This is a genomic window from Pseudoalteromonas sp. G5_S1_14_S5, from assembly GCF_054968605.1.
The window spans coordinates 1-25693 of record NZ_JBQKUM010000044.1 but is presented as its reverse complement, the minus strand read 5'-3'; the positions used below and the strand labels follow the sequence as shown (position 1 = coordinate 25693).

Here is a 25693-nt window from a genome sequence, read left to right as displayed (position 1 = left end):
CTAGTTATTCTGTTTTATACCCAATTCAATATGACTAACTGGTTCCAAGTTAGTTCGACCATATTGATATCAGCGCAAGTATCTCTGCGCCTTTGTCATTCATTTTTCAGCCTTATTTACGGGCCTTTAAGCCTTAATAAAGAGAGCCATCGATTCGAGATGGCTGGTGTGTGGGAACATATCCAACATACCAAGTTTGGCTAATTGGTAGCCTTGCCTTTCTAAGCTCTCTGAATCTCTAGCTAGAGTAGCAGGATTACACGAAACATAAACCACACGCTTCGCTCCTAATGCTGAAATTTGATCAACAACACCACTCGCTCCAGCACGAGCTGGGTCCAGTAAGATTTTATCAAATTTCTCTTTCGCCCAAGCTTGTACAAATAGGTCTTCTTCAAGGTTCGCTTGGTAAAATTCGGTGTTACTCAACTGATTCAATTTGGCATTCGATGTGGCTTGCTGAACCATCTCATCGACACCTTCAACCCCAACCACAAACGCCGACTGTTGAGCGATAGGTAGACTGAAGTTACCTAAGCCACAAAACAGGTCCAGTACTCGCTCATCCGCTTTAGGTTCTAACCATTCAATAGCTTGAGCCACCATCTGCTGGTTGACCTTCTGGTTCACTTGAATGAAGTGGTTTGGCTCAAAAGGTAAGGTAACGCCCGTTTCGCTGTAGCTAGGCGCATCACCAATCAGGCGGACCAACTTGTCTGTCTCTGGCATTGAGTACAGTATCGCACCTTCTTCTTTCGCCAACGCAATCAATGCTTGCTCATCTTTTTCAATCAAAGGCTTTAGGTGGCGTAGCACCATTACCGGGCCAGTATCACCCAATACCAATTCAACGTGTCCTAAAGACGTAAGGTTGCTGAAAGTATTGAGTAAATTTTTCACCTTTGGCAGCAATACATTTAGGCGAGGATCAAGCACGGCACAATCTGTAATGTTTTCTATCTGCTTGCTCTGCTTCTTACGAAAACCGAACTGAAGCTTGTGCGTTTTCTTATCAACAAACAAGCTGATACGCGCACGACGACGATAACCCATTTCATCACCAACAATCGGTTGAGCCATCTCTGTCTCATCTGTCTTATATGGGTTCATCAAGTGCGTAAGAGATTGTGTCTTGTGCTCTACCTGAGACTGATAACCAAGGTGCTGAAGATGACAACCGCCACACTGATTAAAGTGTTTACAAAAAGGCTTTAGACGTTGCTCGCTTGGCTTCAGCAATTTGATGAGTTTCGCGCGTGCAAACTTACTTTTACTCTCAGTAAGCTGAATAACCACCTGTTCACCGGGCAATGCGCCATCAATGAAAACCGGTTTGTTTTTCTGATAAGCGATGCCAGCGCCATTGTGATCCATTCGTTCAACCAAAACCGATTGATGCTTGGTCTCGAGTTGAGTTTTCTTTTTGGGTTGGAAAAAACGTGCCATTGCTTGTGCCTAATGTATCTTTTAATAAGTAATTGGTATCCAGGACTCACTATTCTGTCTTGGAATCATTGTCGAACGTCACGGCTTTGATTAAGCTTACCGTTCACTTAACCGCCATTGTGTGCGTTATTTTCCCATATCCAGACCTCGATGTAATTAAAGAACATGACCAGATATGGCTTAAGAGCCCGTGTAATTACCTTAACTCTAGCTCCAACCCTGATTATTGGGCTGCTATTGAGTGCATTTTTCTCATTTAACCGCTATCAAGACCTTGAAGGTCAGGTGGTCAACACAGGTACTAGCATCATTGAGCCACTGGCAATTGCGAGTGAATCTGGAATGCAACTCGAAAGTCGAGAGTCTGTTCGTCAGCTAATCAGCTATGCACATCGAAAGAACTCTAAGCTGGTACGTAGTATCGCGGTGTTCGATGATCGTCATGAATTGTTTGTAACCTCAAACTTTCACCCTGATTTCGAAAGCCTAACTTACCCAAAAGATAAACCGATTCCGCATTTGAGCTCTTCTGACCTACTCGATAACACGCTGATTCTTCGAACCCCAATCATTGCAGAAGGCCAGTACATCAGCTCGGCTAACGGCCAGTCTCAAGCCAACCAAGCGATTGGTTATATTGCGATTGAGTTGGACCTTTCTTCACTTCGTTTGCAGCAATACCAAGAAGTCTTCTCTGCCTTCTTGGTGTTGATACTTGGACTGGGGCTTTCTGGTGTTTTTGCTTTCCGCTTGATGCACGATGTAACTCAACCGATCACGCACATGAAGAATATGGTGGACCGAATTCGTCGTGGTCACTTAGACGTCCGTATCGAAGGCAAAATGCACGGTGAGTTGGACTCGCTGAAAAACGGTATCAACGCGATGGCGGTATCGCTGTCGGAATATCACGTCGAGATGCAGCACAGTATCGACCAAGCTACTTCGGATCTGCGTGAAACTCTTGAGCAGCTAGAGATTCAAAACGTTGAGTTAGACATCGCGAAAAAACGTGCACAAGAAGCGGCACGTGTTAAGTCTGAGTTCTTGGCAAACATGTCTCACGAACTAAGAACACCGCTCAACGGTGTGATTGGCTTTACTCGCCAGATGCTTAAAACACATTTATCGAACAGTCAAACGGATTACCTACAGACCATTGAACGCTCTGCGAACAACCTGCTCAGCATCATCAACGATATCTTGGACTTCTCGAAACTTGAAGCCGGCAAACTGGCGCTAGAAAACATACCATTTGAATTCCAAGCAAGCTTAGAAGAGGTGGTGAACCTTCAAGCGACCAACGCTCATGAGAAAGGTCTAGAGCTTACGCTTAAGATTGATCCGAAAGTACCAGCAGGCGTTGTTGGCGATCCACTGCGTATCCAACAAATCCTGACTAACCTAGTGGGTAACTCAATCAAGTTTACCGAACGTGGTAACATCGATATTAGCGTCGAATTACGTTCACAAAGCGAAGACAACATCGAACTACAGTTCATGGTTCGTGATACGGGTATTGGTATCTCTGAGCGTCAGCAAGCACAACTATTCCAAGCCTTCAGTCAAGCAGATGCAAGTATCTCTCGTCGCTACGGTGGTACAGGCCTAGGTCTGGTTATCACTCAGAAACTTGTGAGCCAAATGGGCGGTGAGATCAGCCTAACCAGCCGCCTACACCAAGGTTCCACTTTCTGGTTTACGCTAAGGCTATCAACCACTGATATACCGATGACAGAGCTAATTGAGACTCAATGTCTGCAAGACAAGCAACTACTGCTTATCGAGCCAAACATGCAAGCGGCTTCGATTACTCAACAAATCCTGACCCAAGAAGGCTTAGTCGTTACCTATCGTTCGGTGATGCCTGACGAGTCGACTTCGTACGACTACGTACTGCTAAACCTCGCAGCCAACCAAGACTATCAGTTTGATACAGTCAGCGGTTGGGCAATTGGCGCGAAGAAGATTGCTCAGAACGTGATCATTGGTACACCGAGTACTGAGCTCGCACTTGGTGAACAATTGATGAAAGAAGTCGATGTTCAATGCATCACCAAACCTCTTTCTCGTAAGAAGCTTCTGCAAACTCTGGTGTCCAATCAAGCGCCAACCTTGATTGCACCAGCAATTGAAACCCATTCCGAAGAGAAGCTGCCACTGACTGTAATGGCTGTAGATGATAACCCAGCTAACCTGAAACTTATCACCGCGCTACTCAAAGAACGCGTGGAAACCGTCATTAGCTGTACCAGTGGTCAGCAGGCTATCGACAAAGCTACTGAGACTCAGTTTGATATCATCTTCATGGATATACAGATGCCACAAATGGATGGTGTCACCGCTTGTCAGAACATCAAGAAGCTCACCAACAACGCCAACACACCTGTGATTGCTGTTACCGCACACGCCATGACAGGCGAGCGCGATAGGCTGCTAGAAGCTGGCATGGATGACTACCTGACCAAACCAATTGAAGAGCATGTGTTACAGCAAGTATTGATTCATTGGAGCCCAACCTCTGAGGTTGAGCACATCGAAAAGATAAATCCAGATCACCCCGCAGTCTCAGCCGAGGTCGACAACAGCCAGGTGTCTGAGAGTAACGTGAGCGTGCACAAGAACATCATCATTGATTGGCAAGCTGCGATGAAGCAGGCCGCTAACAAAGAAGACCTCGCACGAGATATGCTGCAAATGCTGGTCGACTTTATCCCTGAGGTGTATGACGCTGCCGAGAAAGCGATCGAAGACACGGACTACCCTGTGGATCAGCTGATACACATCATCCACAAGATGCATGGCAGCAGCTCATACAGTGGCGTACCAAGGCTTAAATCAGTCTGTGCCACGATAGAGAAAGAGCTGCGATCAGGTACTTCAATTGAAGATATCGAGCCAGAACTCTTTGAGCTTCAAGACGAACTCGATAAGGTACAAGCGACCGCTATTCACTACTTAAAACCAACCAGTGATTAAGTCGACTTAGCCTCCAATTCAAGGCAATAAAAAAGCAGAGCTTAAAAGCTCTGCTTTTTTATTGGTTCTATTTGCTTAGCAGCAGGCGAACATCAGGGTTAGCTAGCCAATTACGACTCAAAGAGTACTGTCGCTACCGCATAATGACGCTCATCTGAAATAGTCAGGTGAATCGAAGTTGTGCCTCTCGCTTGTGCGATTTCTCGAGCTTTATTGTGCAAGTTCAGCACTGGCTTGCCATGCTCATCGTTCGAGATTTCGAAGTCATGAAAAGTAACACCCAGTGCGATGCCTGTACCCAGCGCTTTTGATGCAGCTTCTTTAGCTGCAAAGCGCTTAGCGAGATAACGACCTTTTTGCTTTAGCTGTTGAAACACTCCAAATTCAGAATCCGTCAGAATACGCTGAGCAAATGCCTCACCACTGCGTGACAATGCTTTTTCAACACGTTCAATTTCCGCAATATCTGTCCCAAGCCCTACAACAGCCATGAATACCCTTTAACTACTTTTTGATGATGCCACTTAACAAACTAGATATTTAACAAACTAAATGTTGTTACGAGCGTTTTCCATTACAGCTTTCATGTCAGCTACGGCTTTGTTCAAACCATCAAAGACAGCACGTCCCATAATTGAGTGACCGATGTTTAGCTCGTAGATTTCTGGCAGTGCCGCAATTGGCGCCACATTGTGGTACGTCAGACCGTGACCAGCATTCACCGTAATACCTAAATCGTCTGCGTAGCTTGCGCCAGCCGCGATCTTTTTCAGCTCGTCTTGTTGGTCTTCTTCTGTTTTCGCGTCAGCGTAGTGACCCGTGTGAAGTTCAATGAAGGGTGCGCCACACGCTTTTGCTGCATCAATCTGTTCGCGGTCAGCATCAATAAACAACGACACTTTAATGCCTGCTGCAGACAACTTTTGCGTAGCCGCTTTTACTTTCTCAAGCTGACCAACCACGTCCAAGCCACCTTCAGTAGTTAACTCTTCACGCTTTTCAGGAACAAGACAAACAAACTCAGGCTTTGTATCAAGTGCAATCTGAACCATCTCATCCGTCACTGCCATTTCTAAGTTCATGCGAGTTTGGATAGTTTCTGCCAGAATACGTACATCGCGATCTACGATGTGACGGCGGTCTTCACGCAGGTGAATAGTGATTCCGTCAGCGCCAGCGCGCTCAGCAATTTCAGCTGCGTGTACTGGATCTGGGTATTTAGTACCACGTGCATTACGTAGTGTTGCAATATGGTCGATATTAACGCCTAAAAGGATTGAGCTCATTTTCCAATACTCCGTGCTCTAGAAAGACCTGCTCTTGGCAAAAACAGTTCTCTACTTTTTAATGGTTTGCCGCCAAGATACGGCTTTAAGGCTATGCGTGTAAAGCGTTTTGCCGCTTTTAACTGCTCTTTAGTGATAAACCTACGTTCGCTGATCGCAATAAGTTCATCGCCCATAAAAGTCAGGTTGTCTCGTCGCACTGAAGCAATGAAACCTTTCTGCTCCCGATAGCGATAAGTCATTGTTGGATCAATCGGTTCGCCGGTACCTGCGCAGTGTAAAAAGTCGACGCCATAACCCATAGCGGATAGCAGTGCCAACTCAAAGCGACGTAGTGCTGGCTCTGGATTTTCATTATGCGCCAGCTCTGTTAAAGCATGAAGATAGTCGTGAAAAAGAGCAGGCATTGGCACTTCAGCCATCAGGACTCTTCCAATCAGCTCATTCACATACATTGCGGAGTAGAGGTTAATACCAGTGAGAGGCAAACCTAAACTGATAGGCTCAGCTTGGCGCAGTGTTTTCATTGAGCTGTTCCCCGACCACTTGAGCAATAGAGGCGTAAAAGGCTGCAACGCTCCTTTTAAGTTGGAACGTTTACTACGAGCACCTTTCGACATCAACGTTACACGGCCAAACTCTTCACTGAAAATATCCAGTATCAAGCTCGACTCGCTATATGGCCTACGGTGCAATACAAAGCATCGCTGTAACCCTTCGCTCAATGATTCATCCTTCTTGCAGATACAAAAAGAGAGAGTTCGCACTCTCTCTTCAACTCACTATTTTGATTCCACATCCCGGTAAGGAAGGTGAAGTTCAATATAGATTATAGATCGTCGATGTAGCCTAGTGAACGAAGTGCACGCTCATCATCAGCCCAACCAGATTTAACTTTAACCCAAGTTTCTAGGTAAACCTTACGGACGAATAGCTCTTCCATATCGATACGTGCTTCGCGACCAATCGTTTTGATCTTCTCGCCTGCTTTACCTATCACCATTTTCTTCTGACCGGTACGTTCAACAAGAATCAGTGCGTTGATGTGGAAACCATCGTTATCTGGGTTGTAGTCGAAACGTTCGATCTCAACCGTTACCGAGTAAGGTAGTTCATCACCCGTAAAGCGCATCAGCTTTTCGCGGATAATTTCAGACGCCATAAAACGCTGCGAGCGATCCGTCACATACTCTTCTGGGAAGTGGTGCGTCGCTTTAGGTAAGTGTTCACGTACGTGCTTGCGCAGCACATCAATGTTCTTACCTTGCTTCGCCGAGATTGGCACAACATCAATGAAGTCCATCTTCTTCGAGACTTCCATCATGTGCTGCATCACGTTAGTACGGTCTTGAACGTTATCTACTTTGTTAATACAAAGTACAACTGGGAAGTCAGTCTTCTTCAGCTTATTCAGAACCATTTCATCGTCTTCAGTCCAGTGAGTACCGTCAACAAGGAAGAATACTAGGTTCACGTCACTCAGCGAGCTGTTTGCTGCACGGTTCATCAAGCGGTTGATAGCACGCTTTTCTTCAATATGAAGTCCAGGAGTATCTACGAAGATCGCTTGGTAATCACCTTCAGTTTCCACGCCCATAATACGGTGACGTGTCGTCTGTGGTTTACGTGATGTAATAGAAATCTTCTGTCCCAGAATATGGTTCAGAAGCGTCGACTTACCTACGTTTGGGCGCCCCACAATAGCGATGAAGCCACAGTGTTGGTTTTCCGGTAGGCTCGGTTGTTTGCTATCAGATGAAAAGAATGCATCGATATCGAATTCTTGGTTGTTATCAGACATTGCTTAGTTGCTCTAATGCTGTTTCAGCAGCCGCTTGTTCTGCCTTGCGGCGGCTAGTGCCTTTACCGATAACAGGTTTATCCACACCTGCCACTTCACACTCAACCGTAAACTCTTGGTTGTGTGCTTCACCTTTAATATTAGTCACTGTGTAGACAGGTAGAGGATTTCTTCGACCTTGTAAGAACTCTTGAAGACGAGTTTTCGGGTCTTTTTGAGATACTCCTGGCTGAATAGCTTCTAGGCGAGATTGGTACCAGCTTAAAATAATGCCGCGAACCGTCTCGGTATCACTATCTAAATAGATAGCACCGATGATCGCTTCAACAGCATCCGCTAGAATAGAATCACGACGGAAACCGCCACTCTTCAACTCACCTGGACCTAATTTTAAGTAATCTCCTAGTTCAAATTCACGACCTAGTTCTGCTAATGTATGACCACGTACTAATGTTGCGCGCATGCGGCTCATATCACCTTCGTTTACCTTAGGAAAACGATGATATAGATCATCAGCGATAACAAAACTTAAAATTGAATCGCCCAGAAACTCAAGACGTTCGTTATGTTTACCAGCGGCGCTGCGGTGAGTCAGCGCCAAGTGGATAAGATCGGCATCATTAAACTGATAGCCAATCTTTCTTTCTAGTTTATCAATTGGAGAATTCATGCTCTCTCGATGTGTTAATTGATCGATTAATGAATCCCACCGATGCGATTAAAACGCACACCAGTAGGAATCCATGTTGGAAGTACACTGTCGGAACCACGTTCGAATTCGAAACTGATCCAAATAGCAACGGCCTTACCAACAAGGTTTGCTTCAGGGACGAAGCCCCAGTAACGGCTATCAGAACTATTGTCACGGTTATCCCCCATCACAAAGTAATGGCCTGCTGGAACAACCCATTCGTTAACACCGTTGCGAGGTTGATATGCATGCACACGATCACGACGCAGTGGGTTAACTAAGATTTGGTGCTCTACGTCTCCAAGCTGTTCATTCAGCTGAATCAGAGGCACACCGTCTTGAATAAATTGGCTCTCTTCTACGTGACTTAGTTTCACAGGTTTACAGCTACTTGTACCTTTCGCTTGGATACAGATTTCTTTACGACTGCTGTAACGAATAGTATCACCTGGCAAACCGACAACACGCTTGATGTAATCGATGCTTGGGGTTGGTGGATACTTGAATACCATAACGTCACCACGTTCTGGCTTGCCAGTTTCAACTAATTGAGCGCGCCATACTGGGTCTTTAAGACCGTAAGCGTACTTCTCTACCAAGATGAAATCACCAACCAAAAGCGTAGGCATCATCGAACCAGATGGGATTTGAAACGGTTCATAAATAAATGAACGCAAGATCAAAACAAATGCAATTACCGGGAAAATGGACACACTGTTCTCAACCCACCAAGGCTGAGCCGTAACTTTTGCGCTGGTTTCAGCGTCTAGGCCATTGGTTTGTGCTTCCACATCAGCAAGCTTCTGCTGGCGTTTCTTCGCCCACACAAACTTTTCCAATGCCCATACAATGCCGGTCACTAGAGTTAAGAGCACTAAAAAGAGCGAAAATTTGTTAGCCATTGATATCCCTTAAATTTCATTTCTTTAAAAATAACGAAAGTGAAAGAATAGCGAGCTACCCTTTCACTTTCAATTATTCGTTTATCGTTGGATAAGCCTAGTCTTTGCCAACGTGAAGAATTGCTAAGAATGCTTCTTGAGGCAGCTCTACGTTACCGATCTGCTTCATACGCTTCTTACCTTCTTTCTGTTTCTTCAGAAGCTTCTTCTTACGACTCACGTCACCACCGTAACATTTCGCGATTACGTTCTTACGCAGTTGCTTAACTGTAGAACGAGCGATGATGTGGTTACCGATAGCCGCTTGAATCGCGATATCAAACATTTGACGAGGAATGAACTCTTTCATCTTCTCTACCAGCTGACGACCACGAGTTTGCGATTGATCTTTGTGTGTAATCATCGCAAGTGCATCAACCGTGTCACCGTTTAGAAGTACGTCTACACGAACCATGTTTGATGCTTCAAAACGTTGGAAGTTGTAATCCAGTGATGCGTAACCACGAGACGTTGATTTCAGACGGTCGAAGAAGTCCAGTACTACTTCAGCCATTGGAATATCGTATACAACCGCTACTTGGTTACCGTGATAAATCATATCAACCTGAACACCACGCTTCTCAACACACAGTGTGATTACGTTACCTAAGTAGTCAGAAGGTACTAAGATATTACAGCGTGCAATCGGCTCACGAATCTCGTTGATATCATTGATAGCAGGCAGCTTAGCTGGGCTATCAACATACAGTTGAGTGCCGTCTGTTTTTTCAACTTCGTATACTACGGTTGGTGCAGTTGTGATTAGGTCTAGGTCGTATTCACGCTCTAGACGTTCTTGGATGATCTCCATGTGAAGCATACCCAAGAAACCACAACGGAAACCGAAACCAAGTGCTGCAGAGTTCTCTGGTTCGTAGAAAAGAGAAGCATCGTTCAGGCTTAGTTTACCTAGTGCATCACGGAAGTTTTCGTAATCATCAGATGATACTGGGAACAGACCCGCGTATACCTGTGGTTTTACTTTCTTAAAGCCAGGTAGCGCTTTTTCACAGCCGTTTTTAGCCAGTGTTAGCGTATCACCAACCGGTGCACCTAGGATGTCTTTGATACCACAAACAACCCAACCTACTTCACCAGTGTTTAGCTCAGTAGTATCGATTTGCTTAGGCGTGAAGATACCTAAACGGTCTACACCCCAAACTTGGCCGGTGCTCATTACTTTGATCTTGTCGTTCTTCTTCAGAGAACCGTTCTTGATACGAACAAGAGAAACAACACCAAGGTAGTTATCGAACCAAGAGTCGATGATTAGCGCTTGTAGTGGCGCTTCAGGATCGCCTTCTGGAGCAGGAATTGCTGAAACAATGTTTTCTAGAACATCGTCTACACCGATACCTGTTTTTGCAGAACAACGCGTTGCTTCCATCGCGTCGATACCTACGATCTCTTCGATCTCTTCAGATACGCGCTCTGGATCAGCAGCTGGAAGGTCAATCTTGTTTAGGATTGGCACAACTTCCAGATCCATTTCGATCGCTGTATAACAGTTTGCTAGAGTCTGAGCTTCTACACCTTGACCAGCATCGACAACCAATAGTGCGCCTTCACAAGCCGCAAGAGAACGTGATACTTCGTATGCGAAGTCAACGTGTCCCGGAGTATCGATGAAGTTAAGTTGGTAAGTTTCACCATCTTTTGCGGTGTAGTTTAGTGTCACACTCTGAGATTTGATGGTGATGCCACGTTCACGCTCAAGATCCATCGAATCAAGGACTTGTGCAGCCATTTCACGATCGCTTAATCCTCCACAAACTTGGATTAGACGGTCAGATAGGGTCGACTTACCATGGTCGATGTGGGCGATAATCGAAAAGTTACGAATGTGCTTCATAATTTGCTGTGACAAACTCTTTAAATTAGGACGGTAAGAAAGCCGCAAAACTATTTAAAAATAGCTAACGGTGGCGGCATTTCAATCAAGTTGGCAGATTCTACCCAATTTAACAGCAAGACGCATCATAAATTAGACGAGCGGCTCACCGAGGATTCGAATCAATACGACTTCTTGCTTGGATTTGTCTTCCATCGGTTTAGCGAGTCGCTTCGCTAAAGCAATACCACCAGCTGTAAATAGGGCTGCGCTCAGTATAACAATCCCCTCGCCCCCTTGACGTAAGGGTTGTAACAAGAGTTGTCCAATGCCAGCACCAATCATCAACATGAAAAGTGGGATGAGGTAAACAATAGCCGCAGACTGAAGTAAGCTTTTTTCAGGAAAGCCGATTTCTACAATCTGACCCGCTTTCACAAGGCTTTTGGTTTTTAATTGCCAAAACACGGATTTGTTGCCAACCGCTTTGGTGACAATACCAGTACCGCAGCTTTTTTGTGAAGAGCAGCTGCTGCAACTGGTTTGTTGTTCGCAGCTCAGTTGAACAAAGTATTGCTTACCTTTTTGTTCAACTGAGCTAACGGTAGCCAGCGCGGTCATCATTGCGCTGACACCTGATTATTGAAAGTAACAGATTGAGCGATACGCTTGGCAGTGGCTGGCGGGATATCCCCTACGACAGACACTTCTCTGTCACCAATCACTAAGCTGTGCAAGGTTCTGCGCCCTTGACGGACCAACTGGCCTTTCAATGAGTGTTCGTCTTTGTCCGCGATATATACAGAAAAGCTAAATAATCCATCGCTGAAAAGCTGACTCTCAACCATTTTATCGGTCGCAGCCATCTGGTAACGGCTCAATTCTTTTGACTTAAACCCTTCTGGCACCCATGAAGCTTGCCAGTCGGTCTCACTCACCAAACCTTCAGGTAATGATAAAACCTTAGGCAGTTGCGCTTGGTTTAAGCCACCCATAGCTTCAGCTATTTTATCGTTCACGACATAAGAGACAGTTCGGTACTGTTCCAGTATTTCACCATCACGGTCTAATAGGTCGGCACGTAAAGGAAGACTGGTTTTCTCGTCTACCCAAACCACGTAAGAATAACGAAGGCCATCTTTTGGCACTACGCGTAACACTTGAGTAGTGCTGCCCGCTTCACGAGAGCGCCCAACTTTTACAAAGTCGTAGTACTGATTCAGGGATTCGATATCTCGATTAATCATCGGAATAACAGGCGCAACCATGCTGCCTGACTGGATAGTGAAAGGCTCTGTGCCCGGCTCGATATAGCTCACTTCGTTACCGCGACGAATCACTTCACGAACGGGGCCACTCAGGTAAACAAGGTGTGCGAGTTGTTGGTCGTCGTTAACCGCATGGCGATAAACAAGAGGTTCTATACTGCTCTTCTTGATCAGTATGTAAGAGAGTTCGTAATTTAGATGCTGACTGGCCTCGTTCATTTGATGCAACAAGGCCTTTGCAGTTGTTACCTCTGCAAAGGCTGTTGGAGACATCAAGCTGAACAGTGTCAGTGCACTGACCAGGATTTTCTTCATTCAATGTCCGATTCTAGATGTGCATCTTCCATAGGCGACGCATCACTGTTTAATCTTAGTTGTAGCTCATAATCTTCTAGCATTGCATGAACGCGTTTACGCTGCTCTTGCAAGTTTGCTTCAGATGCAGGTCTCTCTACCGACTCGCGGGTTAAGCTTACTGGCTCAGCGGATCCCGCAAATGGAATCGTCTGTAGTACAGGTAGCTGTTCTGGTGCCGCAGGGTCGCTGCCACCATATTGTTGAACACCTAATACAACCGCTAAAGAAACACACGCTGCTACAGCAACTTGTCCAAACTGTTGTAACCACGCAGGAAGCTGTCGCTTCGCTTGTTGAGGTTTTGGTTGCTCTTCAATTGGAGCAACAGTAGGTTCAACATTAACTTGGTGCAGGTTTGGCATTGCACTGTGTGCAGGCTCATCTTCAAGCGCTGCAGCCACACTATCCGCAATGTTCCAATTTTTAGTTTCTGGCGCATCCCCACGCATAACGTCACCAATTAAGTGGTAACTCTGCCAGGTATTCATGCTTTCTTGATCAGATTCTAGATCTACAATGAGAGCTTTATCGATCGTTTCACCATCCATGAGTGCCGAAAGCTTTTCTTTATCAGCCATTATTTTCACCATAATTATTACAAGTTCTAGCGTTGCAAAAGAGGTTTAATTTTCTTTTCCACCGCTTCACGAGCTCGGAAGATACGCGAACGTACGGTTCCTACAGGGCAATCCATTACTTCTGCAATCTCTTCGTAGCTCAAACCTTCAAGCTCACGCAGCGTCATTGCAGTTTTTAAGTCTTCTGGCAGCGCTTCAATCGCTCCAAAAACGACTTGTTTCAATTCTTTTGACAGCGTTAAGTTCTCAGGGTTCGATATTTCTTTTAACGCGCTGCCTGTTTCGTAATATTCAGCATCTTCTGCATCTACATCCGTTGCGGGCGGTCTACGTCCCTGGGCAACGATATGATTCTTTGCAGTGTTCACGGCAATTCGGTACAACCATGTATAGAAGGCACTCTCGCCACGAAAATTAGGTATCGCGCGATAAGCTTTGATAAAAGCTTCTTGTGCTACATCAGGTACATCACCGGAATTATTCACGTATCGAGAGATAAGGTTACAAACTTTGTTTTGATACTTAACCACTAGTAAGTTAAATGCTTGCTTATCTCCACTCTGAACTCGCTCAATCAACACTTGATCGGTTAGCTGCTCGTTCATTCGAGCGGGTACTCCTATTGTTATAACCCTCACCTTCGCAGATATGGGTATTAATTATGCGAAATGTAGTATTGACACCACCGTCTACAAGAGCACTATTGTGACTAAGCCAAATACCGAAAGTTCCAACTTTCTTAAAATTATTTGCCATTATTGTTTCACAATGTGATGTAATAAAAATAGCTATCCCTATCAAATTGGGGAAACTAGAGCAAAAGCAATGGTATTGAGCAATTAAATATTTCTAGATAGCTGTCTATATCTTGATTTTGCATGGCGTTTTAGGACGACTTGTAGGAGATTATAACAGTCTTACCGCAACTCCTAAAACAAGACAAAGTCAATTGAGAGTAGACAACTCGACTATAGCCCGGGATTTAATAAGTTTATGAACGCAAACCGTGAACATCAATGTGATGTATTAGTGGTAGGAAGTGGTGCGGCAGGTTTGTCATTAGCCTTACGCGTAGCAGAACATGCAAAAGTAATTGTATTAAGCAAAGGACCACGCAGCGAAGGATCGACGTATTACGCACAAGGCGGTATCGCTGCGGTGTTCGATGAGTCGGACAGTATTGAGTCTCACGTTGAAGATACTCAAATTGCCGGGGCTGGGTTATGTGAAGAAGATACAGTTCAATTCATTGCTGAAAATGCGAAAGAGTGTGTGCAATGGCTGATTGATGGCGGTGTTCCATTTGATAAAGATAAGAACAGCACTGATGGCCAACCTAAGTATCACCTAACTCGTGAAGGTGGACACAGCCACCGCAGAATCCTGCACGCTGCCGATGCAACTGGCATGGCGATGCAAACCTCACTGCAAGATAACGTCAAGAATCACCCGAATATCGAGATCTTCGAGCGTCACAATGCGCTGGACTTGATCACTGAAGATAAAGTTGGTGGCTCGAAAGACAAGGTAATCGGTGCCTACATCTGGAACCGCAACCAAGAACACGTAGAAACCGTACGTGCTAAATTTGTTGTGCTTGCTACTGGCGGCGCATCAAAAGTGTACCAATACACTTCTAACCCAGATGTCTCTTCTGGTGATGGCATTGCTATCGCTTGGCGTGCAGGTTGTCGTGTAGCAAACCTAGAGTTCAACCAATTCCACCCGACTTGCTTATTTCACCCAGAAGCACGCAACTTCCTACTAACGGAAGCACTTCGTGGCGAAGGCGCTTATCTGCGTCGCCCGGATGGTACACGCTTCATGAAAGACTTCGATGAGCGTGGTGAATTAGCACCTCGTGATGTGGTTGCTCGCGCAATCGACTTCGAAATGAAGCGATTAGGTGCAGACTGCATGTACGTCGACATCAGCCACAAGCCTGAAGAGTTCATCACTGCACACTTCCCAATGATCCACACACGTTTGATGGACTTGGGTATCGATATGACCAAAGAGCCGATCCCGATTGTACCAGCTGCGCACTACACCTGTGGTGGTGTGATGGTCAATAAAGATGGCCAAACGGATCTTCAAAACCTCTACGCGATTGGTGAAGTGAGCTATACCGGTCTTCACGGTGCGAACCGTATGGCATCAAACTCACTACTAGAATGTGTGGTTTACGCGTGGTCGGCAGCAAAACACATCGTTGAGAACATTGAACAATCTCAATTGTGTGCGGAGCTTCCAGCATGGGATGAAAGCCAAGTAACAAACAGTGATGAAGAAGTTATTATCCAGCACAACTGGCATGAACTTCGTCTATTCATGTGGGATTACATGGGTATCGTACGCACAGACAAGCGTCTTGAGCGTGCAATGCGTCGTATTCAGATGTTGCAGCAAGAAACTCACGAGTATTACAGCAACTTTAAGGTGTCGAACAACCTTTTAGAGCTGCGTAACCTACTTCAAGTCGCAGAGCTAATGGTTCGCTGTGCAATGCAACGCAAAGAGAGCCGCGGCCTCCACTACACATTGGATTACCCAGAGCTGGCTGAAGACAGTGGCCCAACGATTCTGACACCAGAGAAACGTCAATCGTAACTTGGCGCATTCGTCACTCACGAAAAGTAATCAAACGAAAGGGAGCCTAGTGCTCCCTTTTCTTTTAACTCACGACTTGTCGATTACTTTAGCTTAGCGAACGCATTCGTTGTAAATTCGCCAAAAAGTGCCGATATTCTTGCTCTTGGCAACTGTCTCGCCATAGCAGTACCGAGTGACCACATTCAAATTGTAATTTTACGAAGAATTGTGCCCAAACCTGATCGACCGACTTTAAACTGTATGTATTGCCATTCAAACGCACTTCACCATCATCCTTATAATCAAGACACCCTTGAGCGCTGGTGATAAGCATGTGATTAGTACTAAACAGATAGAAGGTTAAATACAGACAATAAAGGCTGACTGCCAGCGGAATAGAAGAGACAACGATAAAAAACAAAAGGCACCCGAAAACAGTGCCTTTTGTTAATAATGCGAAATACGAAGGGTTAAGCTGGAGCTTAACGAACCTTGCTGAGGTTGTGTGCGACAATTTTATCAACCATTGATGCGTGACCCAGGTTTTCACTACGGCCGTGGCCCATCACCCACGTAAACAGATCTGGATCATCACACTCTAGTAAAGAAACAAACTCGCGCTGTTCCTGCTCTTGCAATGAATCAAAACACTCTTCGAAAAATGGCATGATGACTACATCAAGTTCTAACATGCCGCGACGGCAACCCCATTTAATTCGTGCTTTCTGCTCTGCAGTGTACATTGGCTATCCTCACCTATAATTTTTCTTTCTTGGAGTGTAACAAGTCATACGCTCTGCAACTACTATATGGGTCACAGTCCCTATCTCCGCTCACAAAAAAACCTAAGCTGACAAAGAAACAGAACAGGATTAACATAGAGCCAAATAAAATTCTTAGGAAAGATAAAATGGATTGGAAAAACACCTTTCAGCCGCATGCCCATACGCAAAGCGATTCGCTTCCAGAACTGATGATGACACATGTTTCCGACTGGAGTGCAATTACCATGGTAGGCGATGACAAAAAATCGTACTTACAAGGCCAAGTAACGTGCAACGTTGTAACTCTTCCTAATGATGAATCCACATTAGGCGCCCACTGCGATGCAAAAGGAAAGGTATGGAGTATCTTCCGTCTATTCCACCACAACGGTGGTTACGCACTTATGCAGCCTAAGTCTGCGATTGAAGTTGAGCTCGTAGAAATCAAAAAATACGCAGTATTCTCTAAAGTCGATATTGTGCAAACCAGCGATGTGGTTATCGGTGTCATGGGCGCTGCTGCGGATCAGTACATCGACTCTATCGCAGAGAGCCAAGGTAAAGTTCGTGCGATTTCAGGCGGTACAGCCGTTCAAGTTGCAGACAACCGCTGGGCCCTGCTTGTTACAGAACAAGCTGCAGAAGCGTTGGTGACTGAAAGCTCTGCGGAGAAAGTTTCAGAGGCGCTATGGCAGTATCATGAAATTATCGATGCTCAGCCTAACCTGAGTAAAGCAGAGCAAAATGAGCACATCCCTCAGGCACTAAACCTACAAGCGATAGGTGGAATCAGCTTTACCAAGGGTTGTTACACAGGTCAAGAAACAGTGGCTCGCGCTAAATACCGTGGCATGAACAAACGTGAAATGCGCATTGTTTCAGGCCCAACAGCGGAAGTGCTAACACTAGAAAGCCCTATTGAGCTAGAGCGCAGCGTTGGTGAAAACTGGCGTGGAGCGGGTCAACTGATCAACGTATATCAATTTGCTGACAACCAAGCGATTGGCCTAATGGTACTACCGAACAACTTAGATAACGATGTTCAGCTGCGTTTGACAGCACAACCTGATCAAATCTGGAATATCCTGCCACTTCCTTACAGCCTTGACGACGAGTAATTACGTGGAAACAGTAATTACACAATGGCTCGATCAGCAGCAGGTAAACTATCGCCTGCTGCTGCAAAGCAAGCCAACTACCAGCATCGAAGAAACCGCGCAAGAACGAGGCATCGCCCCATCTCAAATGGTGAAATGTATTCTGCTCAAAGACATGGGCAATCAATACGCGCTAGCCTGCACGGCGGGTGATCGCTCAGTCGATCCGAAGAAAGTGCGTTCAATTCTAAATTGCCGCCGCATGACCTGTGTCTCGTTAAGCGATGTAGAGTCTATTACTGGCTTTAAGGCCGGTTGTGTTGGCCCGCTTGCATTAAAGAGGCACATGCCGATCATCTTTGATCCTTCGATCCAGAACAATTCAACGGTGACCATCAGCTCTGGAGATCGAATGGCAGGTATCGCTCTGGATCCCAATGATCTCATGACGCTATGTGCGCCGATCATCGCTGAGATCAGTCGATGCTCGGATCAACACAGTGATTGATCGCAAACTCTTTTTCTAGTTTTCACCGGATACATATTTAGTGTGAAGCTCGTCATAAGATAACTAGATTAAAGTTAAATATTTAATCAAAATTAAAGCATAAGTAGTCAAGGGTAAAAATCTGCGTTATTGTGAATTTACTGACTAGCCCTCAGGCAAATCAGTACAAGTGAATCCACTGAGTAACATCAGTATCCACTTTTGTGTAATGCATCTGTGACTATTCGCCCGTTTTAGACGGGCTTTTTTTTGTCTTAATTTTACAATTTGATTACACAAACAAAAAAATTCCGCCTATTCTTATATTTGTCACATTTAAGCTGCTTAATACCGAACAGGAAAGTTCACGGCAGTTCTTTACTCAGTATTATTTTGGGGAGGAGCTCACGTAAAAATAGATATTTACTGTAGAAAGTGCTTAGAACAGCACAAATATCTAATTAACGTCAACTCTACTGCATATTACTCCATGCTTATCACAATTATTATCTCGGAGTTTTTCTATAATATGCAGGCTAGGTAAATATAAGGATAATTTAAAATGAGACTGTTTAAGCGCTATACACCGAGTATGATTGCTAAACATGTAAGTCGACTTTTCAAAGGACGAATCTACATTTACGGCGTAGGGAAATTTGAGTTCGATAACGGCAAGTTAGTGCTGCCAGACCGAGCCGAGAAACGCCACTTTGAAACAGTAAAAGAAATAAATAGTGAAATTATGAAGCTACGCTGTGCTTACGCATAATCAAATTATCTAGAGAATTCAAAACAAAAAGGGTTGGCTAACGCCAGCCCTTTTTTCGTACCAATGATTCGAACGAAACACTGGTACGAAACATTAAAAACAAAGTCACTATCGCTGAATCACAGGGGGCTTCGCTAAATCAGGAAGGTTACCCGCAAGACCTAAAGCTCGTTTCATGATTTCATCTTTCGCACCAGGTATATAGCCTGCGAGTTTCATACCGATGCCACGAATCAGCTTCTTCGCTGGGTTATCGCCTTCAAACAGATCTTTAAAGCCCTGCATCGATGCAATCATCTTCGCGGCTTCTGCTTTTCTCCAGCGCTCATAACCACGTAAGTTACGTTTGGTGCCGATGTCCTCACCCGCAGCCCAGAGCTTTAACAGCTCTTGTGCTAGGCTGGCACCATCTAACAAGCCAAGGTTAACGCCCTGCCCTGCAAGAGGGTGAATGGTATGCGCGGCATCCCCTACCAAAACCACACGCTCTACTGCGAAGTCTCTCGCATATCGCATGCGCAGCGGGAATGCAAAACGCTCGCCAACCACTTCACACAAGCCTAGTTTAGAGTCGAACTCAGCCGTTAGCTGTTTATTAAACTCCGTATTCGACATAGATACGAGCTTCTCAGCACGATTTGGCTCAGTAGACCAGACGATAGAACTCATATTGCTCGGCTGCATTGGTAAGAATGCCAACGGCCCCTGTGGCGTAAATATTTGACGAGCCACACTATGGTGCGGTTCTGCCGTTTTAACGTTCGCAACAATTGCACTATGTCCGTAGTCCCAATGTGTTAGAGGGATATCTTGCTGCTTGCGAACCCAAGAATTAGCACCATCTGCGCCAACGACAAGCTTAGCCGTTAGCGCTTGACCATTGTCTAAAGTCAGCCATGCTTCACTTTCACCAATTGCCATTGTTTTGCACGTTGCTGGCATGTATAGACTGACGTTTTCTTGCTTTTTAACCTGCTCAAGCAACGCCAATTGAATCACACGGTTCTCAACTATATGGCCTAAATTAGGCTGCGCTAAACGCGTTGAGTCAAATTCAATACGAGCGAAGCTATCTTGTTCCCACACTTCCATCGCTTGATAAGGGGCAGCACGTCTTTGCTCAATTCCCTGCCACGCACCTAGATTACGCAAAATCACTTCACTGGAACGGCTCAATGCAGAAACACGCTCGTCAGGCAGTTCATTAAGCCCTTCGCTTGGTACCTTGCTTTCAATTACAGCTACTCTCATATCACTGTCTTTCAAAGCCGCGGCAAGGACTAAGCCAACCATGCCTCCACCAACAATTGCGATATCAACACTTTGCATCATTATTTATCTACCTTATCTTTCTACTAGGCCAAGCGTATGACGCAAAAGTGGACCTTTAAGTGGTGGAAGGTTATCCATAACAGCTAACCCAAGGTTGCGCCCGATACGAGCAGTTAAAAAGTCATTTGAGAATAGATGTACAAGGCTCGATGTCAGTGTAATCGTCGCCCTTCTGTCCTGTTCTCTACGTTTTTTAAAGTTAACAAGACCAGTGTATCGACCAACATCATCCAACTGAGTACACAACTCTTCGGCTAAAGAAGCCACATCACGAATACCAAGGTTAAAGCCTTGACCCGCGATCGGATGAAGTGTTTGAGCGGCGTTACCGACAATCGCAAATCGATGAGAAATATTTTGTTGACGATGACGAAGAATCAGAGGGTAGCTCGCACGCTTACCCACCTTCTCTAAACGACCTAGTCGCCAACCAAAATCATTCTGCAGCTGTTCAAGGAACTGGTTGTCGTTTAAAGCCATCACTTTATCAGCTTGCTCTGGCGGCAAGCACCACACCAACGATAGGCGGTTGCCCGTCATCGGCAATAAAGCAACTGGCCCATGATGGGTAAAACGCTCAAAGGCACGACCTTGATGCGGCTCGATCGCAACAATGTTGGCAATAACAGCCACTTGCTCAAAGTCATGCTCGCTCAACGAAATATTCAGTTGTTGGCAGCAGGTAGAAATCGCTCCGTCAGCAGCAACCAATAACTTAGTCGTAATGGTTTGCCCGCTATTAAGGTCAATGGTCGTCAGTAAATCACTACGCTCAATTTTCGCTACTGAGTCAGGGCACAACATCGTGATGCTCGATTCAGACTCCAGCTTTTGCTGATAGATTCGACCGACATCCGCCAACTCGACCACATAACCCAGCGCATCAACCGCAAGATCTTCGCTGTAGATATCAGTCATTCCTGTATGCCCACGATCCGAGACATGAATATCTTTAATCGGGGTTGCTACTGGAGCGATCAATTGCCATAACTGCAATGAATCAAGGATCTGCACTGTGCCATAAGACAAAGCAATAGAACGAGAATCAAACCCAGGATGAGCTTGATGATCAACCTGATAAGGTTCCACTACCGCAATAGATAGCGAACTTTGGCTTAGGTGATTCAAGGCAAGCGCCAAAGTCGCCCCTGCCATCGCACCACCAGCAATTACAACATCATACTGAGCCATCATAACCTCAAACTGGCAAACGATTAGTGAATAGTTGGAGCTACATCTTCAGATGGGCGTGCACCAAATTCAGCATGAATGGTTAATGCACAAGCTTTTACGTGCTCAATAACGTGCTCTAGAAGTTGCGCTTGCTCTTCCAGATCATCATCTTCATCAATGCCTAACTTTGCCATCTCTTCAAGATCAGCCAGCGCTTCTTTAGTGCCTTCCGACGCCTTATTTAACTGAGCGCCAACGAGTCCTAAACCAGAGATAAAGTGGTTGATCCAATCAGACACACCGTCAGCTAAATCAAATAGGCTCGCACTTGCGTCTTCATCAGGCAGTAGCATAGACAATTCCATACCTGAACCAGTGATCTCACTAGTGGTTACTTTCAATGTCGCTTCCGCTAACGTTAATGCGCGATCCGGCCAACCCATACCTTCGTTGGTGTAATCGAAGATAAGAGGTTGCCAGCTCTTATCTGCTAGGCTTAAGCCTCCGCTTAACATACCCGTTAATAAGCCATGCATCTCAGCAGGGGTTACGGCTAGGCTTGCCGATTGAAGTTCAGTCGCAACCGCTAGGTAGTCAGGTAAAGTTGTTTCGCTCATCAGATAGCTCGCTCAGTTATTCTTTATATCGATAGTATAATCGTACCACTTCACCTCAATTCTGGTAAGCATCGATCCCAAGCAATTGAAGGGTGACTGACTACCAATTGTTCAATTTGCTGAATTACTGTGTGCTCAAGCTCTCATTTACAAACAGTCACTCTGAAAAGCTTGAATCTTAATAGCGGTTTACCTATAGTTTCTCCCTCAGAGGAGATTGCTTCCTCATCGGTACTTGCACTTTTTGTTTAGAGAAAATAACAAAGAGCAACAGCCTTAAAATAGCGCGTTAAAGAGTTCATCCATCATGAGTAATCAAGCGGTAGACGTTGAAATATTAGGAAAGCTGACTCGAGTAAATTGTCCAGCAGGGCAAGAGGAGTCATTGATTGCAGCGGCGGCCGATCTTGATAATCGATTGAAAGAGATGGCTGAACGTACTAAGGTAACCAATGAAGTGAAGCTGCTAACTATCGCAGCTCTGAACATTTGCTATGAATTACAAACTAAGAAGTTTGAAGCAAATGACGAACAAAACGCACTGACCGAGCGAATGGAACAGCTCACAACATCGCTTTCAGATGTTCTCAGTAAGGTTAAACACGGACAGCAATAGCGTACACAAAATTTACCCTGGAGTGTTTGTCAGAGGATTCACGTCCCCGAGCCGATAAGCAATCCCTAAGGATTAGTACTTGAGTGCTATTGAGCATGCTCGGCCCGACCGAGAAGCCTACGGTAATCATTGCTGATCCGCCTTGAACTCGCTGGTTCAAGGGCCATCTATTCTCAACGGCACTTTGGGGTATCCCTTCTTATGAAGACGCTAACACGCAGCGAATTTCGCAAACAGATCCGCATCAAACGCAACTCCCTATCTAGTGGACAACAAACTCAATCCGGCATAGACCTAGTTAAGCAGTGCGCTCAACTTGATGACATTCAATCAGCCCAACATATCGCACTTTATATCTCTATCGACGGTGAACTTGATACCCAACCTTTAATCGAGTGGTTGTGGGCACAAGGTAAGCAGACCTATTTACCTGTATTGCACCCTTTTTCTGACGGGCACCTACTGTTTTTGCACTACTCTCCGACGACCCCAACGGTATTAAATAAATACGGTATCGTTGAACCAAAGCTTAATCAAATTTTGGTAAAGCCTTGTCATCAACTCGACCTGATTCTTACCCCGCTGGTTGGTTTTGACTCTCATGGTCATCGGTTAGGTATGGGCGGTGGCTATTACGATCGTACTCTGGCGAAATGGTTCGAGACAGGACAAGGAGCGACCCCAATTGGTCTGGCTCACGATTGCCAACAAGTCGATACTCTACCAATTGAAGAGTGGGATGTTCCTTTACCTAAAATCGTGACTCCAAGTAAAACTTGGCAATGGGAAAACAACCGTTAAAGCGCTATAATCGCGCCGCAAACGTTAACCTCGATACTCAAACGTTAACTTAATACGCGAAAGACTAATTCAAAGCGCAAGATCTTATTCAGGAGAATGGCATGACTCAAGATGAAATGAAAAAAGCAGCTGGTTGGGCAGCACTTGAATATGTTGAAGAAGGCAGCATTGTAGGTGTTGGTACTGGCTCTACAGTAAATCACTTCATCGACGCACTGGGCACAATGAAAGACAAAATCAAAGGTGCAGTTTCAAGCTCTGTTGCTTCAACGCAACGCCTAGAAGAGCTAGAGATCAAAGTGTATGAGTGTAATGATGTTGCTAAGTTAGACATCTATGTTGATGGCGCAGACGAGATCAACCCAACTCGCGATATGATCAAGGGCGGCGGTGCAGCTCTAACTCGTGAAAAAATCGTAGCGGCTATCTCTGATAAATTTGTATGTATTGTTGATGGCACGAAAGCTGTTGATGTACTCGGTAAATTCCCTCTCCCGGTAGAAGTTATCCCAATGGCACGTTCATACGTTGCGCGTGAGCTCGTTAAGCTTGGTGGTGACCCGGTTTACCGTGAAGGTTGTACAACGGATAACGGTAACGTGATCCTAGATGTTTACGGCATGTCGATTGAAATTCCGAAACAACTAGAAGATATCATCAATGGTATCGCTGGTGTGGTAACGGTTGGCCTATTCGCACACCGTGGCGCAGATGTGGTTATTACAGGTACACCTGAAGGTGCAAAAATCGAAGAATAAATAATAGAAGATTGAGTTTTTCTGTTACTTCATTACATACGGTGCCCAAGGGCGCCGTTTTTTTGCTTTGTACCTGTAAAATTATGTCTTATTCCGTAATTTTCTTACCCAAAACATTTTTTTTTTGTTACTTTATTGTTCAGAAGACGCACAGGGAAAACGTTTGTCTCCTAACAAAGTGGTGAATTTGCTCCCCTTTCAGCCATTTTGTAGCACGTGCGCCGCATTTGCCCAACCTTTCCATTTTAAGGACGAGAACAATGGCCAAAGTTTCACTGGAAAAAGAAAAAATAAAAATTCTACTTCTAGAAGGTCTTCACCCTTCTTCAATAGAAGTACTTCAAGCCGCTGGTTACACAAATATTGAGTATCATAAAGGCTCATTACCTGAAGATGAACTACTTGAAGCAGTTAAAGATGCTCACTTCATCGGAATTCGTTCTCGCACAAACCTTTCCCAAGAAGTGATAGATACTGCTGAAAAATTGGTTGCTATCGGCTGTTTCTGTATCGGTACTAACCAAGTAAACCTCGAAGCGGCTGCAAAACGTGGTGTACCTGTCTTCAACGCACCATTCTCAAACACGCGAAGCGTTGCTGAGCTGGTACTTGGTCAGGTTCTATTGCTGCTACGTGGCATCCCAGAAAAGAACGCTCTTGCTCACCGTGGCATCTGGAAAAAGAGTGCAGACAACTCTTACGAAGCTCGTGGTAAACGTTTAGGTATTATCGGTTACGGTCACATTGGTACTCAGCTGGGTATTATTGCTGAAAACCTAGGTATGCGTGTTTACTTTTACGATATTGAAAACAAGCTTTCACTGGGTAACGCAACGCAAGTTCACACCATGACTGAACTATTGAACAAGTGTGACGTGATCTCACTGCATGTTCCAGAGACAAACGAAACCAAGAACATGATGGGTAAAGAAGAGTTCGATCGTATGAAGCCGGGCGCAATCTTTATCAACGCTGCGCGTGGTACTGTGGTAGATATCCCTGCACTGTGCGGTGCGCTTGATTCAGGTCACTTAGGTGGTGCGGCGATTGACGTATTCCCAACTGAACCAAAAACCAATGCTGACCCATTTGAGTCACCATTGATGCAGTTCGATAACGTGATTCTAACTCCGCACGTAGGTGGTTCTACTCAAGAAGCTCAAGAGAACATCGGTGTAGAAGTGGCAGGTAAACTGGCGAAATACTCTGATAACGGTTCAACGCTATCGAGTGTTAACTTCCCAGAGGTATCACTACCATTGCATACAGGCACATCTCGCCTATTGCACATTCACAAGAATCGTCCAGGCATCCTAACTCAGATCAACACCATATTCGCTGAAGAAGGCATCAACATCGCAGGTCAGTACCTACAGACTGCCGCTGATATGGGTTACGTAGTGATCGATGTTGAGGCAGACCGCTCTGAAGAAGCCTTATCGAAACTGAAAGAGATCGAAGGCACTATCCGTGCTCGTCTACTTCACTGATCACCGAATTTGATATTAG

At 45.2% G+C, this 25693-nt stretch carries 26 protein-coding genes and 1 other RNA gene; 10 read left to right on the top strand and 17 right to left on the bottom strand.

Annotated elements, in window-relative coordinates; translation table 11 throughout:
* Nucleotides 1-126: 126 nt before the first annotated feature.
* Entirely contained in the window at nucleotides 127-1446 is a 1320-nt protein-coding gene (rlmD, locus tag ACTRWI_RS14040; RefSeq protein WP_499132226.1) for a 23S rRNA (uracil(1939)-C(5))-methyltransferase RlmD, read from the bottom strand.
* 165 nt (nucleotides 1447-1611) lie between these two features.
* Between rlmD and barA the strand changes: the two genes are divergently transcribed.
* On the top strand, nucleotides 1612-4425 hold the full coding sequence (gene barA / locus ACTRWI_RS14035; protein WP_499132224.1) for a two-component sensor histidine kinase BarA: 2814 nt from the start codon (nucleotides 1612-1614) through the stop codon (nucleotides 4423-4425).
* A 110-nt stretch (nucleotides 4426-4535) separates the two neighbouring features.
* Here the strand turns inward: barA and acpS are convergent, their stop codons facing one another.
* From acpS to rpoE, 11 genes are all read right to left on the bottom strand, one after another.
* Complete coding sequence (gene acpS / locus ACTRWI_RS14030; RefSeq protein WP_499132223.1) at nucleotides 4536-4916, bottom strand: holo-ACP synthase; 381 nt, start codon at nucleotides 4914-4916, stop codon at nucleotides 4536-4538.
* Between the two features lie 57 nt (nucleotides 4917-4973).
* Complete coding sequence (gene pdxJ, locus ACTRWI_RS14025) at nucleotides 4974-5711, bottom strand: pyridoxine 5'-phosphate synthase (RefSeq protein WP_004739038.1); 738 nt, start codon at nucleotides 5709-5711, stop codon at nucleotides 4974-4976.
* The gene (recO, locus tag ACTRWI_RS14020) at nucleotides 5708-6436 is read right to left on the bottom strand and encodes a DNA repair protein RecO (protein ID WP_032498827.1); all 729 of its coding nucleotides are present in this window, start codon (nucleotides 6434-6436) and stop codon (nucleotides 5708-5710) included. Before recO ends, pdxJ begins: the two co-directional genes overlap by 4 nt.
* A gap of 104 nt (nucleotides 6437-6540) precedes the next feature.
* Nucleotides 6541-7512: a GTPase Era gene (gene era / locus ACTRWI_RS14015; protein WP_499132221.1), complete on the bottom strand. Its 972-nt coding sequence runs from the start codon at nucleotides 7510-7512 to the stop codon at nucleotides 6541-6543.
* A complete protein-coding gene (gene rnc, locus ACTRWI_RS14010; protein ID WP_004739034.1) occupies nucleotides 7505-8182 on the bottom strand; it encodes a ribonuclease III in 678 nt (225 codons plus the stop codon). Before rnc ends, era begins: the two co-directional genes overlap by 8 nt.
* A 26-nt stretch (nucleotides 8183-8208) precedes the next feature.
* Nucleotides 8209-9105, bottom strand: coding sequence for a signal peptidase I (gene lepB, locus ACTRWI_RS14005; RefSeq protein ID WP_499132219.1), 897 nt, complete (start codon nucleotides 9103-9105; stop codon nucleotides 8209-8211).
* 97 nt (nucleotides 9106-9202) lie between these two features.
* Complete coding sequence (gene lepA / locus ACTRWI_RS14000; RefSeq protein WP_004739031.1) at nucleotides 9203-10996, bottom strand: translation elongation factor 4; 1794 nt, start codon at nucleotides 10994-10996, stop codon at nucleotides 9203-9205.
* A 132-nt stretch (nucleotides 10997-11128) separates the two neighbouring features.
* Complete coding sequence (locus ACTRWI_RS13995; RefSeq protein WP_499132217.1) at nucleotides 11129-11599, bottom strand: SoxR reducing system RseC family protein; 471 nt, start codon at nucleotides 11597-11599, stop codon at nucleotides 11129-11131.
* The gene (gene rseB / locus ACTRWI_RS13990; RefSeq protein WP_499132215.1) at nucleotides 11596-12558 is read right to left on the bottom strand and encodes a sigma-E factor regulatory protein RseB; all 963 of its coding nucleotides are present in this window, start codon (nucleotides 12556-12558) and stop codon (nucleotides 11596-11598) included. Before rseB ends, ACTRWI_RS13995 begins: the two co-directional genes overlap by 4 nt.
* Entirely contained in the window at nucleotides 12555-13178 is a 624-nt protein-coding gene (locus tag ACTRWI_RS13985) for an RseA family anti-sigma factor (protein ID WP_004739026.1), read from the bottom strand. Before ACTRWI_RS13985 ends, rseB begins: the two co-directional genes overlap by 4 nt.
* 26 nt (nucleotides 13179-13204) lie before the next feature.
* Nucleotides 13205-13783 carry an RNA polymerase sigma factor RpoE gene (rpoE, locus tag ACTRWI_RS13980; protein WP_004739025.1) on the bottom strand — a complete coding sequence of 193 codons (579 nt, stop codon included), beginning with the start codon at nucleotides 13781-13783 and terminating at the stop codon, nucleotides 13205-13207.
* Nucleotides 13784-14171: 388 nt separating this feature from the next.
* Between rpoE and nadB the strand changes: the two genes are divergently transcribed.
* Complete coding sequence (gene nadB, locus ACTRWI_RS13975; protein WP_499132213.1) at nucleotides 14172-15788, top strand: L-aspartate oxidase; 1617 nt, start codon at nucleotides 14172-14174, stop codon at nucleotides 15786-15788.
* A gap of 88 nt (nucleotides 15789-15876) precedes the next feature.
* On the opposite strand, the gene ACTRWI_RS13970 is transcribed toward nadB, so the two are convergent.
* On the bottom strand, nucleotides 15877-16320 hold the full coding sequence (locus ACTRWI_RS13970) for a protein YgfX (RefSeq protein WP_499132212.1): 444 nt from the start codon (nucleotides 16318-16320) through the stop codon (nucleotides 15877-15879).
* Nucleotides 16253-16513, bottom strand: a complete 261-nt coding sequence (locus ACTRWI_RS13965) for an FAD assembly factor SdhE (protein WP_004735374.1) — start codon at nucleotides 16511-16513, stop codon at nucleotides 16253-16255. Before ACTRWI_RS13965 ends, ACTRWI_RS13970 begins: the two co-directional genes overlap by 68 nt.
* A 167-nt stretch (nucleotides 16514-16680) precedes the next feature.
* On the opposite strand from ACTRWI_RS13965, the gene ygfZ reads away from it, so the two are divergent.
* The 3 genes from ygfZ to ACTRWI_RS13950 all read left to right on the top strand — a co-directional run bounded on the left by ygfZ (nucleotide 16681) and on the right by ACTRWI_RS13950 (nucleotide 18887).
* Complete coding sequence (gene ygfZ, locus ACTRWI_RS13960; protein WP_499132209.1) at nucleotides 16681-17652, top strand: tRNA-modifying protein YgfZ; 972 nt, start codon at nucleotides 16681-16683, stop codon at nucleotides 17650-17652.
* Nucleotides 17639-18139 carry an aminoacyl-tRNA deacylase gene (locus tag ACTRWI_RS13955; protein ID WP_499132207.1) on the top strand — a complete coding sequence of 167 codons (501 nt, stop codon included), beginning with the start codon at nucleotides 17639-17641 and terminating at the stop codon, nucleotides 18137-18139. The genes ygfZ and ACTRWI_RS13955 overlap by 14 nt, the downstream gene beginning before the upstream one ends.
* 541 nt (nucleotides 18140-18680) lie before the next feature.
* Nucleotides 18681-18887 carry a DUF1107 domain-containing protein gene (locus tag ACTRWI_RS13950; protein WP_004739018.1) on the top strand — a complete coding sequence of 69 codons (207 nt, stop codon included), beginning with the start codon at nucleotides 18681-18683 and terminating at the stop codon, nucleotides 18885-18887.
* Between the two features lie 108 nt (nucleotides 18888-18995).
* Here ACTRWI_RS13950 and ACTRWI_RS13945 read toward each other — a convergent pair whose 3' ends face one another.
* From ACTRWI_RS13945 to ACTRWI_RS13935, 3 genes are read right to left on the bottom strand one after another with little or no spacing between them, the layout of a single operon-like run.
* Nucleotides 18996-20219, bottom strand: coding sequence for an FAD-dependent 2-octaprenylphenol hydroxylase (locus ACTRWI_RS13945; protein WP_499132205.1), 1224 nt, complete (start codon nucleotides 20217-20219; stop codon nucleotides 18996-18998).
* Nucleotides 20220-20231: 12 nt separating this feature from the next.
* A complete protein-coding gene (ubiH, locus tag ACTRWI_RS13940) occupies nucleotides 20232-21413 on the bottom strand; it encodes a 2-octaprenyl-6-methoxyphenyl hydroxylase (protein ID WP_499132204.1) in 1182 nt (393 codons plus the stop codon).
* A 20-nt stretch (nucleotides 21414-21433) separates the two neighbouring features.
* On the bottom strand, nucleotides 21434-22009 hold the full coding sequence (locus tag ACTRWI_RS13935) for a YecA/YgfB family protein (RefSeq protein ID WP_499132203.1): 576 nt from the start codon (nucleotides 22007-22009) through the stop codon (nucleotides 21434-21436).
* Nucleotides 22010-22316: 307 nt separating this feature from the next.
* On the opposite strand from ACTRWI_RS13935, the gene zapA reads away from it, so the two are divergent.
* The 5 genes from zapA (at nucleotide 22317) to serA (ending at nucleotide 25674) form a co-directional block, all read left to right on the top strand.
* Nucleotides 22317-22625, top strand: a complete 309-nt coding sequence (gene zapA / locus ACTRWI_RS13930) for a cell division protein ZapA (protein ID WP_004739010.1) — start codon at nucleotides 22317-22319, stop codon at nucleotides 22623-22625.
* An 11-nt stretch (nucleotides 22626-22636) separates the two neighbouring features.
* A non-coding RNA gene (ssrS, locus tag ACTRWI_RS13925) (6S RNA) lies at nucleotides 22637-22820 on the top strand.
* Nucleotides 22821-22826: 6 nt separating this feature from the next.
* Nucleotides 22827-23426: a 5-formyltetrahydrofolate cyclo-ligase gene (locus ACTRWI_RS13920; protein WP_499132201.1), complete on the top strand. Its 600-nt coding sequence runs from the start codon at nucleotides 22827-22829 to the stop codon at nucleotides 23424-23426.
* Nucleotides 23427-23527: 101 nt separating this feature from the next.
* Nucleotides 23528-24184, top strand: a complete 657-nt coding sequence (gene rpiA / locus ACTRWI_RS13915; protein WP_499132199.1) for a ribose-5-phosphate isomerase RpiA — start codon at nucleotides 23528-23530, stop codon at nucleotides 24182-24184.
* A 260-nt stretch (nucleotides 24185-24444) separates the two neighbouring features.
* Complete coding sequence (gene serA / locus ACTRWI_RS13910) at nucleotides 24445-25674, top strand: phosphoglycerate dehydrogenase (RefSeq protein ID WP_499132197.1); 1230 nt, start codon at nucleotides 24445-24447, stop codon at nucleotides 25672-25674.
* Nucleotides 25675-25693 lie beyond the last annotated feature (19 nt).